At 42.3% G+C, this 15,187-nt stretch carries 13 protein-coding genes; 8 read left to right on the top strand and 5 right to left on the bottom strand.

Annotated elements, in window-relative coordinates:
* Positions 1-5 precede the first annotated feature (5 nt).
* The 8 genes from QEP08_RS11285 (at position 6) to QEP08_RS11250 (ending at position 6,227) form a co-directional block, all read left to right on the top strand.
* Positions 6-632, top strand: coding sequence for a thiamine phosphate synthase (locus QEP08_RS11285; protein WP_285058024.1), 627 nt, complete (start codon positions 6-8; stop codon positions 630-632).
* Positions 608-1,363, top strand: coding sequence for a hydroxymethylpyrimidine/phosphomethylpyrimidine kinase (locus QEP08_RS11280; protein WP_285058023.1), 756 nt, complete (start codon positions 608-610; stop codon positions 1,361-1,363). The genes QEP08_RS11285 and QEP08_RS11280 overlap by 25 nt, the downstream gene beginning before the upstream one ends.
* Positions 1,353-1,997: a thiamine phosphate synthase gene (locus QEP08_RS11275; RefSeq protein ID WP_285058020.1), complete on the top strand. Its 645-nt coding sequence runs from the start codon at positions 1,353-1,355 to the stop codon at positions 1,995-1,997. Before QEP08_RS11280 ends, QEP08_RS11275 begins: the two co-directional genes overlap by 11 nt.
* A 2-nt stretch (positions 1,998-1,999) precedes the next feature.
* Positions 2,000-2,773, top strand: a complete 774-nt coding sequence (locus QEP08_RS11270) for a thiazole synthase (RefSeq protein ID WP_285058019.1) — start codon at positions 2,000-2,002, stop codon at positions 2,771-2,773.
* 7 nt (positions 2,774-2,780) lie between these two features.
* Positions 2,781-3,899: a 2-iminoacetate synthase ThiH gene (gene thiH, locus QEP08_RS11265; RefSeq protein ID WP_285058017.1), complete on the top strand. Its 1,119-nt coding sequence runs from the start codon at positions 2,781-2,783 to the stop codon at positions 3,897-3,899.
* A gap of 1 nt (position 3,900) precedes the next feature.
* Positions 3,901-4,920, top strand: a complete 1,020-nt coding sequence (gene moeB / locus QEP08_RS11260; protein ID WP_285058015.1) for a HesA/MoeB/ThiF family protein — start codon at positions 3,901-3,903, stop codon at positions 4,918-4,920.
* A 112-nt stretch (positions 4,921-5,032) separates the two neighbouring features.
* Positions 5,033-5,305 carry a hypothetical protein gene (locus tag QEP08_RS11255; RefSeq protein ID WP_285058013.1) on the top strand — a complete coding sequence of 91 codons (273 nt, stop codon included), beginning with the start codon at positions 5,033-5,035 and terminating at the stop codon, positions 5,303-5,305.
* Between the two features lie 76 nt (positions 5,306-5,381).
* On the top strand, positions 5,382-6,227 hold the full coding sequence (locus tag QEP08_RS11250; protein ID WP_285058011.1) for a CvfB family protein: 846 nt from the start codon (positions 5,382-5,384) through the stop codon (positions 6,225-6,227).
* A gap of 3 nt (positions 6,228-6,230) precedes the next feature.
* Here the strand turns inward: QEP08_RS11250 and QEP08_RS11245 are convergent, their stop codons facing one another.
* From QEP08_RS11245 to ppk1, 5 genes are read right to left on the bottom strand one after another with little or no spacing between them, the layout of a single operon-like run.
* Complete coding sequence (locus tag QEP08_RS11245; protein ID WP_285058008.1) at positions 6,231-8,816, bottom strand: BamA/TamA family outer membrane protein; 2,586 nt, start codon at positions 8,814-8,816, stop codon at positions 6,231-6,233.
* Between the two features lies 1 nt (position 8,817).
* Positions 8,818-11,184 carry a GAF domain-containing protein gene (locus tag QEP08_RS11240; protein WP_285058005.1) on the bottom strand — a complete coding sequence of 789 codons (2,367 nt, stop codon included), beginning with the start codon at positions 11,182-11,184 and terminating at the stop codon, positions 8,818-8,820.
* A gap of 34 nt (positions 11,185-11,218) precedes the next feature.
* Entirely contained in the window at positions 11,219-12,346 is a 1,128-nt protein-coding gene (locus QEP08_RS11235) for a metallophosphoesterase (RefSeq protein WP_285058003.1), read from the bottom strand.
* Positions 12,324-13,205 carry an SdiA-regulated domain-containing protein gene (locus QEP08_RS11230; RefSeq protein ID WP_285058001.1) on the bottom strand — a complete coding sequence of 294 codons (882 nt, stop codon included), beginning with the start codon at positions 13,203-13,205 and terminating at the stop codon, positions 12,324-12,326. Before QEP08_RS11230 ends, QEP08_RS11235 begins: the two co-directional genes overlap by 23 nt.
* 6 nt (positions 13,206-13,211) lie before the next feature.
* Positions 13,212-15,185: a polyphosphate kinase 1 gene (gene ppk1, locus QEP08_RS11225; RefSeq protein ID WP_285058000.1), complete on the bottom strand. Its 1,974-nt coding sequence runs from the start codon at positions 15,183-15,185 to the stop codon at positions 13,212-13,214.
* Positions 15,186-15,187 lie beyond the last annotated feature (2 nt).

Here is a 15,187-nt window from a genome sequence, read left to right as displayed (position 1 = left end):
ACGATATGCAGCTGATGGTCATTTCCAGTCCGGTAGGTTTTAAAGGTGAAGCGAAACTCATCAATGATCTGTTTGAGCATGGACTGGAGATTTTTCACCTGAGAAAACCGGAATGGGGAATTGAAGAATGCAGGGAGATTTTAACTCAAATTGATGCGCGGTATCATGACCGGGTTGCTTTACACCAGTGTCATGAACTGATGTTTGATTATGGGATTAATCGTTTGCATTTTCCGGAAAAAAGAAGGATAGCGATTGCGAAACAGGAATCAGTATTGACTGCATTCTCAGATTTGGGTTCTGATCAAAAGAAAATATTAAGCACTTCTGTGCATCGGGTTGAAGACATAAATAGCTTGTACGGTTTTGATTATACTTTCTTTGGACCTTTGTTCGATAGTTATTCAAAGCCGGGTTATAAAGGTGTTTCTGGCGATGAGGCTGATCAGGTTCATGTGAGTAAAAAAAATGCTAAGGTGATTGCTTTGGGTGGAATTGGGTTAAATACCATTGCAAGGATGAAACGAATGGGTTTTGACGGCGCAGCTATGCTGGGCTGGGTCTGGAACGATCCCCTGAAGGCAATTGATAATTTTAAACAGGTAAAATGCTGGGTGAAAGACCATATGTGATGAGTATAGCCGGGTTTGACCCCAGTGGTGGCGCGGGAATTCTTGCTGATGTGAAGTGCTTTGAGCAGCACCGGGTTTATGGATTTGGGGTGTGTTCGGCATTGACTGTACAGACCGATGATCAGTTTATAAGCTGTGAATGGATGAGTTCAACGCAGATCATCGCACAACTTGAACCTTTATTTGCAAAGTTCAGGATTTCTGCCTGCAAGATCGGACTGATCAAAGATGTTGAGGTGCTAATGGAGGTATTGTCTTTTATCAGGACACAGGATGAAGATGTAAAAATCGTTCTGGACCCGGTTTTGAAAGCGAGTGCCGGGTTTTCCTTCCATCAATGGAATCTGGTGCAGTTGGGTTCTGTTTTACAGCTTATTGACCTGATCACTCCGAACTATAGCGAGATGCTCAGTATGGGCAATGCAGGATCTGCGGAAGAGACGGCTGGTCATTGGGCTGTCTACTGCCCTGTTCTTCTGAAAGGTGGTCACAACTTAAGGGCTATGGGGACAGATTTGCTTTTTGAGAACGCCCGGGTGCTGGAGTTAAAACCGGGGATTGTCCTGAATCGGCAGAAGCATGGGTCTGGCTGTGTGTTATCTGCCGCAATCACCGCAAATCTGGCTTTGGGCTATAATTTGAGAGATGCCTGCAAACATGGCAAAATATATATTGAGGATTTTTTAAACAGCAATAACACACTTTTAGGTTACCACAATTATGATCGATAAATTACAGTATATATCACAGAATACTTCCGGGGGCACGCATTTGGATGCCATTAAGGAAGTATTGGATGCCGGAGGGAAATGGATCCAGCTTAGAATTAAGGATCAGCCAGAGGCTGACATCCTTGATTTTGCTCTTAAAGCCAATGCTTTGTGTGTTGATTATGGAGCCAGGCTCATTGTAAATGACCATCCGCATATAGCGGTTCAGGCAGGCGCCTATGGTGTACATTTAGGATTGCAGGATATGTCAATCCGGGAAGCGAGGGCTATTGCCGGCGACAGGATGATCATTGGCGGCACCGCCAACACTTTTGAACACATTGTGCAAAGAGTCGCGGATGGGGCGGACTATATTGGCTTAGGCCCCTATCGGTTTACAAATACCAAACAGAATTTAAGCCCGGTACTGGGCTTGAAAGGTTATGAAAGCATCTTGAAGGAAGTCGCACAGGCAGGCATAAGAATCCCGATCGTTGCCATTGGGGGCATTGAACAGGCAGATGTTTCTCTGTTGATGAAAACGGGCATATATGGTGTGGCTGTTTCCGGTGCACTGACCAATCATACGGATCTGGCGGGACAGATCAGCTGCATAAAGGAGGAATTACAGATCTTACATCCTATAAATTTATAGTTATGTTGAAAATAGCAGATAAAACTTTTCATTCCCGGTTGTTTACCGGGACGGGAAAATTCAGTTCTTCAGTGGAAATGGAAGCCGCCCTTGTAGCATCGGCTTCCGAACTGGTCACGGTGGCTTTAAAACGGGTGGAACTGAAGAATGATGATGATGACATCTTATTGAAATTAAAACATCCGCATATCAGTTTATTGCCAAACACCTCTGGTGTCCGCAATGCGAAAGAAGCAGTTTTTGCGGCGCAAATGGCAAGAGAAGCGCTGGAGACCAATTGGATCAAACTGGAAATACATCCTGATCCTAAATACCTGATGCCTGATCCTATAGAGACCTTACTGGCTACAGAGGAGCTGGCTAAGCTGGGTTTTGTGGTCTTACCCTATATTCATGCAGATCCGGTGCTCTGTAAACGTCTGGAAGATGTGGGTACGTCTGCTGTAATGCCGCTTGGATCTCCTATCGGCAGCAACAAAGGGCTCAAAACTATAGATTTTCTGGGAATCATTATCAGTCAAAGCAATGTTCCGGTGATCATTGATGCCGGTATTGGCTCGCCCTCTGATGCTGCATGGGCTATGGAAATTGGTGCGGATGCGGTTTTGGTAAATACAGCCATTGCTATCGCAGGCGATCCGGTAAAAATGGCGAAAGCATTTAAGATCGCGGTTGAAGCTGGCAGGATGGCTTTTGAAGCCAGACTTGGAGCTGTACATGCTGAAGCTGTAGCAAGCAGTCCGCTCACTTCTTTTCTTGATGAACAAATTTATTAATACCCCTATGAGCAGTTTCACCGACATATTCAGGCAATATGACTGGCAGGAGGTTAGTCAAAGTATCCTTAATAAAACCCGTAAAGACGTGGAACATGCGTTAAATGCTGGTTCTGGATCTCTCGAGGATTTTAAGGCACTCATCTCCCCCGCCGCCGCGCCTTATCTGGAACAAATGGCACAGATCAGCCAGCAATTGACCCGGAAGCGTTTTGGAAAGGTGATCCAGATGTATGTGCCGATGTACCTTTCCAATGAGTGCAATAACATTTGTACGTACTGCGGATTCAGCTATGACAATAAGGTGCGCCGCAAAACCTTATCTTCTATAGAGATCATGGAGGAGGTTGCTGCAATAAAAGGCATGGGCTATGACCATGTTTTACTGGTGACCGGGGAAGCCAATCAGTCGGTTCACACAGATTACTTCAAGAAAACGCTTGATTTGATCAAACCACATTTCGCACACATTTCTATGGAAGTTCAGCCATTGGATCTGGAGGATTATCAGGAACTTACTCCTTACGGTCTCAACACAGTTCTGGTTTACCAGGAAACTTACCATGAGGAAGATTATAAAAAACACCATCCGAAAGGTAAAAAATCAAACTTCCAATACAGGTTGGAGACGCCGGACCGGCTCGGTCAGGCCGGAATACATAAAATGGGTCTCGGTGTGCTGATTGGTCTGGAAGACTGGCGTACTGATTCTTTCTTTACAGCGCTGCACCTCTCCTATCTGGAAAAACGCTACTGGCAAAGCAAATACAGCATCTCCTTTCCAAGACTGCGTCCTTTCAGCGGCGGGCTGGAACCCAAGGTGGTCATGAATGACAGGGAACTTGTCCAGCTGATCTGTGCTTACCGAATCTTTAATCAGGAGATAGAATTGTCCATTTCTACCCGCGAATCCGTATCTTTCAGAAATAATATTATAAAATTAGGCATCACTTCTATAAGTGCAGGTTCCAAAACAAATCCCGGCGGATATGCAGTTGAGCCACAATCGCTGGAACAATTTGAGATCTCTGACGAAAGAAGTGCGGCTGAAATTGCTCAGATGATCTCTGCTCAGGGCTACGAACCTGTGTGGAAGGACTGGGACCTGAGCCTGACTAAAGTATAACATGAATAGTTCAGAATTAAAACGATATGACCGTCAAATGCTGCTTCCTGAACTGGGAATTGAGGGGCAGCAGAAACTAAAAGCTGCATCTGTTTTAGTCATAGGTGCCGGCGGATTGGGCTGTCCTGTACTGCTTTATCTCTCTGCTGCAGGTATTGGCCACATTGGAGTCATTGACCATGATCTGGTTGATGAAAGTAATTTGCAGCGGCAGATCCTTTACAATACCAGTGATATCGGAAAGAACAAGGCGGAAACAGCAGTGGCTAAGCTTCAATTGCTCAATCCTCACATTAGTTTTAACAGTTTTCCGTTTAAACTCACAGTTGATAACGCAGCAACTATAATTGGAAGGTATGATCTCGTAGTCGACGGATCTGATAACTTTCCTACCCGGTATTTGGTGAATGATACCTGCGTGAAACTGGGACAGCCGCTTGTCTTTGGTTCACTGTTTAAGTTTGAAGGACAGGTTTCGGTATTCAATTTTATGGGTGGGCCGGACTACCGCAGCCTCTATCCTGAACCCCCATTGGCAGAGGATGTTCCAAATTGTGGAGAAAGTGGGGTCATAGGTACTTTACCGGGAATTGTGGGGACCTATATGGCCAATGAGACCATCAAGCTGATTGCAGGTTTTGGTGAAACGTTGTCAGGCAAATTGATGACGATTGATGCGCTGAACAATGATGTTAGGATTTTCAATCTGCAGAAGCAGGATAAATTAGATCGTCAGGCAAACATGAGCCCGGTATTTGAGGGCATTACATTAGATGATCTTAAAAGCTGGCGGGATCGTCATGAAGATTTTCTGTTAATTGATGTCAGGGAAGCCTATGAATATGAGGAATCCAATATAGGCGGACTAAATATACCCTTATATGAACTTGCGGACAGACTAACAGAAATACCGGCTGTTCAACGCCTGGTATTTTATTGCACTACCGGTTACCGAAGTAAAATTGCTGCAAATTTGGTGCGTGCTAAACGGTTTAAGCAATTATTTTTCATAAAAAATTGATTTTTTTCAGTAATTTATTAATGTTATATCACATTTTCTGTATAAACTTACACTTACAGGCCTGATAAATTAATTTATTATTTACATTTTAAAAAAATTGAGATTTTATTTTATGAGTTTAAATAACGCAGTCAAGAAAAAATACAGGATCCAGGAAATGATGGATCAGCTGACCAAAGGTGAGCATGCTAAATTGATAAAGTTAATTCCGAAAATAATAGGGAAGAGTATAAATACCTTCAACAATTATTCAAATATACCTCTCGATGTCAAAAAAGAGATTCCTCACAACATAGTCATCAAACTGGAAATCCTTTTTGGACTACCACCATATAGTTTATGCAATATAACAACCACAGGATCGCATTATAAAGATTTAATCTAAGGGCAGTTTAGTACCTTTGCAAATACTAATGACTTAAAGCCATTCCTGCAATGCAGGAATGGCTAAATTTACCATCATGATAGCAATAGGACAATATAACGATCTAAGAATTATAACTAAAACGGATTTAGGCCTGGTTTTAACAGACGGAGAAGATGAAGCTTTGCTTCCTTATACTGAGGTGCCTAAAAACACGGAGGTGGGTGACAATGTAAGTGTATTTGTCTATGCCAACAAAGAAAGCAGACTAATAGCAACAACCAAAAGACCATTGGCCTGTGTAGGCGATTTTGCTTACCTGACAGTTGTTGATGACAGTGAAGATGGTGCTTTTATGGACCTGGGATTGGATAAAGATATTTTTGTACCGGCCAGAGAGCAAAAACGTCCGATGTTTAAAGGCGACAGCCATGTGGTTTATGTTTTCCTTGACACCAGCAATAACCGAATGATTGCGTCCTCCAAATTGCTCAATTTTGTGGAAGAACATGAAATCGACCTTGAAGAAGGTGATGAAGTAAGTTTGCTCATTGCAGACAGGTCTGATCTGGGCTACAATGCGATCATCGATAACAAATATATCGGGCTTCTTTATACCAATGAGTTATTTGACATTTTGAATCCTGGTGAAGTGCGAAAGGGCTGGGTTAAAAAGATCCGTGTGGAAGGTAAGATCGATTTAAGCCTCCAACCCATGGGATATGGTCATATTCTGGACAATAAGGATGCCTTACTGGAAGAATTGAAGGAATCGGGAGGTGTCATTGCCCTGGGTGATAAAAGCGCACCTGATGACATATACGACCGGTTCAAGCTCAGCAAAAATGCTTTCAAAAAGGTAATCGGCGGACTATACAAGGACAGGCTGATCACCATCTCAGATCACGAGATCAGGCTTTTTGTAGATAAAGAGGCTGAGTAACCTTTAGAAATTAAATCCAATAGATATATACGGCATGGTTGCTTCTCTGGAGAAGCCAACAGCAGCTTGTATCAGCAATACTTCCCCTGGTATTACGTATAATCCACCGCCATAACCATGGTGCCACCTTGCAGATGACTCCCCTTTTTCCCATACCCTGCCGGTATCGTGAAAACCGATCATCCCAACAGTACCGGGAACCAGGTAGGAAGTAAAATTAAATAGCTTTAACCTGAGATCCAGGTTATGATATGCCATTGTAGTGCCGGTAAAACGTCTGCTGTTAAAGCCCCTGAGACTATTTACGCCGCCAATTTGCATCCTTTGAAAGAATGTTGGTTTCCCGATAACCGTACCTGCACCTATCCTGTTGGCTATTACCAGTCCCGAATTTGCTGGATTCAGGTAAAACCGGAATTCAGTCGTCACGGAGCCATAGCGGTCATTTGTTTTGTCAAGCCGCTGCTGCGCAATGAATTGAGTTTTCCAGTACAATCCCTTTTTCGGGATAGGGATATTGTCTCTCCGGTCATAAGTCCAGCCGGCCACCAGGCCACCGTAATACTTATCAGAGAAGATCTCTTCTTGGGGATGCAAAGCATTGTAATCATTGAAAAACCGCTCCTCGTTGCCTGAAACGGTACTGGTATACCAGGAAGCCAGGATCCCTCCTTCTATGACGAGATGTTTGCTCATGCTTCTGCTTAGCTTTATGTCTGCGTTTAGATAATTATAGTGGTTTCTGTAGTAGGAAATACCGTCTTCTCTGCCCAGCAATTCTTCGTCCTCATCGTCAAGCTTTAAATATTTGGTATTGTTCCCGATACCAAAAAAATTACTCAAATTATTTGGCCCCAGCATATTGCCATGTACAATTAAGTCATTGCCGCCAACTGCTTTCTTGAACTCTCCGCGGTAATCTAAAATAAACGACCTTCTGCCTGTGGTATAGTTTGCCCAAAACTCGTGTTTGATACCGAAAGGTTTTTTCCTGAAGGCCTGTGTCTCATAGATGTATCCGGCCCCTACCTGAAATCCCTGATCAATGTTATAGTTTAAACTAAATAACGGACCCGATCTATCGTAAAGAAAAGCATTCCCGTCAAACTTATTCACGAGTGTATCTTTTGCCAGCCTTAAGCGGGCATCCGATCCTGCAGGAAATTCATTCTTTTCATCTGAACGGTCGTATACATAAGGTTTGTTGTGCACGTCTTTGGCAACTTCAAATTTGTCAGCACTGTCTCCGCCTACCATCCTGACTTTTATATCAGCGCTTCCTTTTCCTGAGACAGAGAAAACATCTTCACCTGCCATTCCATACAGTCTGACTTCTTTTGTTACCTCAGGATCAAATATCCGGTGATAGACCTGCCTGCCTTTCTTTCCTTCTTTATTGATGTTGGATACCGTGATCTCCACATCCCCGTTTTCAAGGTTACTGACATCAAAAAACTCTTTTTTATCAGAAGCCGGAACATCGACATTTATGGACAGGAATTTATAATATTGCAGGGCCAGTGTGTCTAATTTATTTCTTCTGGAAGTGAAAAACTTGATCAGCTCTTCACCGCTAAGTTTGAATATGGTATCAGGCATGTGTCTAAAAGCCCTGTTGATGAGTTCCGGCTGCAGTTTATCCTGGACATATTTTATCTCATCCTTCCAGTCCTGCTCACTTAATTCATTTAAAAAGTACCTGTCAAAATATCTTTCGTTGAAATTCCAGTGGTTTACATCCCGGATTGTCCCGCTATAAGGTTGTAAATGAGATTTCAGCCATTGATGGTTAAGTATCCATGGAAATACACCGGAAGTCTTGTAAAACACCTTATCTCTGTCCCGGGGTACAGGTATATAGGTCGTTTCTCCCTTTTGTTTTCGGGGAAGCCAGCGCCAGTTGTCTTCATGTCTGTCCCAGTCTCCAAGCACAAAATCAAGCAGTCTGGCTCTAAGGGTTAGTTTCTGATCTGCACGGGTATCGTTGTCTTCCTGGATTTTTCGCTGAACCTTAATGGTATTATCGGTCTCTTCTTCAAACGGAGAACGCGGTTCCAGCAGGTATGCTGCGTTCGCAAAATCCTTACGGTACTCCCCCAGCGCAGGATCGTCACCTACATAAACAATCTCAGGTTTGGAATGTGGAATACCCAATGCTTCAGCCAAAGGAGGCACGATAAGCGCTCCAAAAGGATGATTGGTAGAAACCTGGTCCTGTACGATATCTTTGGCGATGGTGGGTTTCAAACTTTCTGGTAATCCCTGCTCAGGATATTTTTGAATGGTTCTTAAAGCCCACTCTTTTCCCGTAGAATCTTCGAGGCGCAGGGAACGCGTCTGCATACCCCCACCAAGTTTAACAATTTTAAAACCGCCACGTTCTTTCTGAAGATCAATAATCCGGACTTTTACCGGAGTAGCCCAGATCTTTCGGTAGCTTTCACCAAGCCAGAACCTGTGCAAACTGCTCACTTTATCATACTCGGGACCCATAACCACGGTTATAGAATCACCTGTATTTGCTTTCTGCGCAAAGGCCGGGATTGTTAAAACAAGAAGAGATAAACCGAGCAGGTTCTTTAAGCGCATATTAATTCAGTGATCTTTTTAAACTTACACCCACTCTAAGGGCCTTTAGTCCTTCCACACCTTGTAATTCTTCTATTTCGAGATATTCCAGATCATTGGTCAGTAAACCTTGATTTTGAAGTTTTTTAATGTACCCCAAATACTCTTTCGCTTCTGAACTGTTAAAATACACAATCGCGATTTTACCCGGCTGGGTCAAACGGTCTTCAGTATCTTTAATATGAGCTTTGTCAATCCGCTTCTTCACCATTTGATAACGGATATTATAACTGCCCTCTACGTCAAATCTTTGCTCATCAATTCTAAAACTTACGTCAATAGGCTTATCATATACAAAAATAAGCTGTGTGGTTTCTAAAGGTAAAGAAAAATATGGACCTAAATTATTAGTAGTCTGCGCAATTTCAGCGAGAACCCTCAATTGCTTTAACCGGAAGCTGGCAAGCAGATTATCGGTGAAAGGTTTTTTAGGCGCTATAGATTGTCCCATATAAATATCGAACTCAACACCGTCAGTTCTGAATTTTTCAAAATAGTTTGGATAAACGCCCTGAAGCTCGGCATTGAAATCATCCAGGTGGCGGGTCACAGCCAGGTTGATCATCTGCATGCTTTTCTCATAGCGTTCTCTGTTCTCAAACACTTTACTTTCAGCACCGGTAAGTCTGAAGTATTCTTCAACAATATCTGTCAGATCTGGATGGTTTTCCTTCAGCAGATTTAATGAGGCAGGGATTTGCCGCTGCAGATAGTCTTCCGTTTTCAATATCTCCCGATCAGAAAGCTCATCCAGGTTTTTATAGTTCCAGATGGTTTCTTCTTTAGGGATATCTTCTTCCTTGCACAAAGCGATCATGCCTTTAATCTTGTTGATCGTATTTTCAAGTATTCCAAAATGTGTATAAAGGTCTCTTCTGATTGCAGCATTACGCTGTACACTTGAATTCTTTATATCTACCGCTCCGTAAAACGGATAAACGCTTCTGAAAAATATAGGCTCAACCGGCAAATTTCTTTCCCTGGCGCCAGACTGCAGATAGTTATATGCAGCCTCGTTGAAGCGCCACTGTATAGACGGCTGTAAAGCAGTAAATTTAGCGGTAATGATATCCTGAATATCATTATTAAAATCAATAATGATATTCTGAAACAATTGCGCCAATAAGGGAAAGGCACGTTCTATTTTTGTAAGTGTATTTCCGTTAAACTTAGTCGCATCTTTGGTATAGAATTCCAGGCAGCCTACGAGCTTTGCGTTGTAATACAGCGGAAAAAGTGCATAAGACTTGATTCCCACTTCACCCAAAAGCTGCAGCATTGGGTAATGTACCATTTCCTCTTTGGTGATCTCCGGAAAGATCAGCGTACGCGGATTTTCGAGATAATCTTCTATTAGGCTTCTGTATTCATGATCGTCAATACCTTTGTCTTTCGCAAGCTGGACCACGATGCTCTTGAAACCCGACTGATCATCAATCATCAGTTTTTTATTCACCTTAATATAAGGGAGCATGCCAAATTCTACCTGATCCGTACCAACCAATGTTTTTAATGCTGTAGCAATATCATTGCTATGCTCGCCTTTTTGAGACTCACTGTGCTCAATTATTATATTTTTTACGATTTCCAATGCGTATTCGGCAGTCACATCGGTCAAGGTTACGATAGATATTCCTTCAACAGTAAATATTTCAGGTGGAATAAGTTTGGTAAGTATCTTTAATGTGTTTCTTTCGTCTTTGATGTAATCTTTCACATCTTTCAAATTGTATTCGGGCAGCTTTTCGCTCGTTTTAATGTCTAAAAAGCGAGAATCCACATTTAATCTGTAATATTTCAGCAAATGAGTCTCCGGATCGATGATAGAATTTACGGTAAACTCATTATTGCTTAATGAAAAATTATAGAACCTTTCCATGATCAGGTTGTAAAAGGCGGACAACATGTTTTTATCCATATCCTTTTTAGAAGGCAAACTCAGGTCAGCTTTAAGGCTGCATTTAGAAGGCTCCATAAAAACACTATAGAAAGCATCTGTTCCATAATGGAACCAGGCAGAAATCGGGGTACTTAAGGCCCAGTATTGCTGTGTTTCATCGTTGATGATCGGAGACAGAGAAGTATGAATCAGCTCAAACAATGCTGAATATTTATTTGCGTCTTCCGGCGCAATCGGATATTTAAGTTCAGGGTATTGATTGAACTGGTCAAGAATATAGCGGTAGAAATTGACTTTACTGGTTTTTTCTGTATTGGCTTTTCTTTGAATGTACTCGATGAACGGATGAAGAGAGAGTTTGATATCTGCGCCGATCGGATGTCCTCCTGGCTCATGTATCTTATTTAGATTTAGCGTAATAGCTTGCATTGTTATAATTCTTTATAGGAATTTTCTACAAATATCAGGAACTTGAATCGTATTCTTTAATATAAGTGAAAACCTGTTCAAATTTACCGCCTGTATTTGCATAATAAGTAAAACGAACGTAATTATTTATCAACTGATCCACAATTACATAACCGGGATGTATTGAAGCGTATAATGCATGCTTTCCCTTACTTACAAAACTATGCTTGGCACCCGAACCGCTAACTACCTGAATGTCCCCGTTCTTTATAAATTGCAGACCATGATCATGTCCGGCTACGTGAATGAGGTTAGGATATTTAGCAAATGTACTGTCAATCCTGCTGACCATATCCTTATAGAGCGGATGTGCCAGATCTTCCGGGTTAACAAAGATCGTCCTCAGCAATGGATATAATGAGCCGATCACCGGTAAAGGAATATATAAATTTTTATTTGCCGCGGTAAGCGGAAAAATATGATCTTTCCACGAATAATAACCACCGTGGTTGCCATAGCTTTGAAATGGATGGTGCGAGGCCAGTACAATCACTTTGTGTCTGTTCTTGTCAAACAAAGCTTTCATTCTGGCAATAACTTCATCCTTAGTGCCGCACTCACATCCGGCAGTATCTTTATTGTGCGGAAATACCCACCATTCACTGTCAAAGGCAATGACCACCAGGTTTTTACCAAGAGGAATTTCAACTGGTCCGGGGCAACCTCCATCTGGAATCAGTTTCAGCAAGCTGTCTCCCTGCTCTTTTAAGAACGAACCCTGCCTTCTGATTTTGTTCAAACCGAGTGGGCCGCTTTTATCCCAGTCGTGATTTCCCGGGATAAAGTAAACTGGTGCTCCCAAGGTCCTGAACGGAGTATATTGTGATTTTATGATTTCATTCGTCTGCTGCTCTTCTTTACTTCCCGGCAGCCCCATGCCCCTTGGATAAATGTTATCACCAAGATAAAACACCGTAGTCTTACCCTGAAGGGTCTTGCGGGATGCATCTCCTATCACTCCTCCCTGCTGCAGGTCCATCTCTCCGGCATCGCCAATCAATATCATCCTGGAAACTATGGAGTCCGTCAACTGGGCCTCTGCATAGCCGGAGATCAGCAGGAAAATGCTGAACAATAAATAGCTGCAGCAACGCGCCTTTTTATTTCTTCCCTGACGGTGCATATTTAAATTTTATTATATTTCCATCTGTGATTTCGTCTCCTTCATTGGAAATATACAAGTTCAGATCTTTATCAAAAGCCATTCCTTCGGGCTGGTTAAAAGTGGATGAATTCAGTTTATGAGCCGCTCTTATCTTCCAGTGTTCATCCGTTACCATCAGCAATTTATTTGCTGAGGACAGGATATACCATTCTTTAGTATCAGGATTTTTAGTTAAAGCAGAGGGACTTGCAGTCGTTTTCAACCTCGCGTTAATATCCTTTAGCTTAGTCAGATCAACTTTAAAACTGTCAATACTTCCCATAGAATCTATCGAGGCATCATAATTAAAAACATATCCCGTCACCTGTTTCTTCTTTTTATCGACAGGGCAGTTTTTACACAGGATATACAACTTGCTTGTTTCAGGATCGGCATACAAGCTCTCATATTCTCCTTTTGGCACCACACGCTTACGTTCCCTCACCTGATCCGACTCTTCCTTAATTGATTCTGAAAATGGGAATGAATAAAGTGTACCATTACTTTTCAGTACAAACACCCTATCGTGAAAAATAGCCAGATCTTCATAATCACCTTTAGGAGCAAACTTCATGTTCTTCTGCTTCTTGACATCCCATTTCTGCCTGAACAATTTACCGTCTTCATCCTGTATCGTATAAACCGTATCACTATTCATGTCATGAAAAGTAACTCCTGATATTTCAAGCAAACTTGATGGCATTGTGAATTTATCGGGCTTCAGGAAATCATAGCCTGCCGGGCTTGTATACTTTTTTTTGGTATTTTTACAGGCTATCGTCGCAAGAAGCACGAATAACATTAAAGAAATTAAACCGTAGGGATAGATTCGTTTCATATTCAATCAGGTTTGTAAAATATTCGGTTCGTGCAAAAATAGATAAATTGCCTGCTGTGCAGCATCATCATTTTGCAAGTTAACGATTTCTAAAATGGTACGCTTCAAATCCTGATCATATACAGGAAAACAAACCTCAACCCGGCTGTAAATATTTCTGTTCATCCAATCTGCAGAGCCCATAAAAACATCTTCAAGACCATTATTATGAAATATAAAGATCCTGCCATGCTCCAGATACCGGCCTACTATCCTGACCACTTCAATATTTTCACTCAACCCTGCTACACCAGGCACGAGACAGCAAATGCCTCTTATGATCAATTTCACTTTCACACCTGCCTGAGCAGCTTCATACAGCTTGGAGATCATTACCTTTTCCTCCAGATTGTTCATCTTAATAGTGATTGAAGCGGGCTGCCCTTTGGCGGCATGATCAATCTCACGCTGTATGAGGCCAAGGAAACCACTTTGAAGATTGAACTGGGCTACGAGTAAATGCTCAAAATTGATCTGATCTTCCAAAGACGGAACTTTCTTTTTCTTACTCAAAAAACCGAACAATAATTCGAGTTCCCTGAGCATTGGCTGATGCGCCGTCAGCAAAACATGATCAGTATAAAATTTTGCAGTCGTTTCATTAAAATTACCTGTAGCCAGTAAACCGAGGTACTGCGTCTGTTCCGCGACCCTGCGTTTGACCAGCGCAACTTTAGCGTGCACCTTAAGATCAAGACTACTGTAAATGATCTTTACACCCGCAGCTTTCATCCTTTTGGCCCATTTGATGTTGTTCGCTTCGTCAAACCTGGCCTTAAGTTCCAGCATCACCACGACCTTTTTGCCATTCCTTGCCGCAGTACTCAAGGCACTTACGATTCTCGAATTGCTGGCGACGCGGTAAAGGGTAGCATAGATCTCCTCCACTTTAACATCATTAGCCGCTTCATTAAAAAACCGCAGCACAGGATCATAACGCTGATAGGGCACATTGATGAGCATGTCTTTTTTTAGCAGCTGATCAAAAAGCGTTTCACCTTCCGGAACGGGCACCGATAAAGCAGGAGGCCATCTGAGGTAACTAAATTTAGCCCCATCCAAAGGAAAATTATTCAGGTCCTTTAGATTATGGTAACGCCCGCCCTCAACTATCGAAGCTTTCTGCAGGTTAAGTGCATAAACGACTTTATAAAGGCTCCTCAGCGGAATCCCCGGTTCACAAAGCAGCCTGGTCGCAAAACCAAAATCCCGGGTCTCCAGTTTCTTTTCTAAAGCAAGGGCAATATCGTCTCCGTCCAGCTCATCAATGTTCAGCTCAGCATCACGTGTTACCTTCAAATTGTATACACCTTTGATCATATCATCCGGAAACAAATGAGACAAGTTGTGCTTTATAATATCTTCCAGAAATAAAACATACTGCCCTTCTTTTGTCGTCACCGAATATAAACGCGGGATTTCGTCAGAAGGAATGCCAATGAGCTCAAGTCTTTCCAGTCCGTTATGATCCTCCAGTATCACCAATTGATACAATTTATTATTTTCAGCAAAAAAACCGCTAAGATCTTTCTCTATGCGTACCGGATGGATATAAGCCAGCACTTCCGTAAAAAAAAGCTCATTTACTATCGGAGAGATCAGATCCGGAACAGGTTTGTTATAGATCCAGTGGATTCCCTCAGCTTCCAGCGCAGGTAAAATTTGTCTGGATATGATCTCCCCAAACTTCTGCAGCTGCTGGTTGATCTCCATTTTGGCAAGCTCGTAGTTACCGGCAAGATCAGACACCCCAAGATGTTCATCAACAGCCATTAAAACAGGTATTCTTACCCGATAAAATTCATCCAGATTTGAAGAGTATATAGAAAGAAATTTGATCCGTTCCAAAATAGGAACCTTTTCCCTGGCCGCCTCCATAAGCACCCTTCCGTTGAAACCCAGCCAGCTTAAGTCCCTGTTAAAAAAAACAGCTTTTTCCATAA

The sequence above is a fragment of the Pedobacter ginsengisoli genome (assembly GCF_030244015.1).
Lineage (GTDB): Bacteria > Bacteroidota > Bacteroidia > Sphingobacteriales > Sphingobacteriaceae > Pedobacter > Pedobacter ginsengisoli.
The sequence above is the reverse complement of the archived record's forward strand: the minus strand, read 5'-3'. Positions and strand labels throughout refer to the sequence as shown.

Coding starts and splice junctions, on each gene's coding strand:
- QEP08_RS11230 (WP_285058001.1), bottom strand. CDS start 13,205: ATGAAACGAATCTATCCCTACGGTTTAATTTCTTTAATGTTATTCGTG.
- thiH (WP_285058017.1), top strand. CDS start 2,781: ATGAGCAGTTTCACCGACATATTCAGGCAATATGACTGGCAGGAGGTT.
- QEP08_RS11275 (WP_285058020.1), top strand. CDS start 1,353: ATGATCGATAAATTACAGTATATATCACAGAATACTTCCGGGGGCACG.
- QEP08_RS11280 (WP_285058023.1), top strand. CDS start 608: ATGCTGGGTGAAAGACCATATGTGATGAGTATAGCCGGGTTTGACCCC.
- QEP08_RS11285 (WP_285058024.1), top strand. CDS start 6: ATGCAGCTGATGGTCATTTCCAGTCCGGTAGGTTTTAAAGGTGAAGCG.
- QEP08_RS11235 (WP_285058003.1), bottom strand. CDS start 12,346: ATGCACCGTCAGGGAAGAAATAAAAAGGCGCGTTGCTGCAGCTATTTA.
- ppk1 (WP_285058000.1), bottom strand. CDS start 15,185: ATGGAAAAAGCTGTTTTTTTTAACAGGGACTTAAGCTGGCTGGGTTTC.
- QEP08_RS11245 (WP_285058008.1), bottom strand. CDS start 8,816: ATGCGCTTAAAGAACCTGCTCGGTTTATCTCTTCTTGTTTTAACAATC.
- QEP08_RS11270 (WP_285058019.1), top strand. CDS start 2,000: ATGTTGAAAATAGCAGATAAAACTTTTCATTCCCGGTTGTTTACCGGG.
- QEP08_RS11255 (WP_285058013.1), top strand. CDS start 5,033: ATGAGTTTAAATAACGCAGTCAAGAAAAAATACAGGATCCAGGAAATG.
- moeB (WP_285058015.1), top strand. CDS start 3,901: ATGAATAGTTCAGAATTAAAACGATATGACCGTCAAATGCTGCTTCCT.
- QEP08_RS11240 (WP_285058005.1), bottom strand. CDS start 11,184: ATGCAAGCTATTACGCTAAATCTAAATAAGATACATGAGCCAGGAGGA.
- QEP08_RS11250 (WP_285058011.1), top strand. CDS start 5,382: ATGATAGCAATAGGACAATATAACGATCTAAGAATTATAACTAAAACG.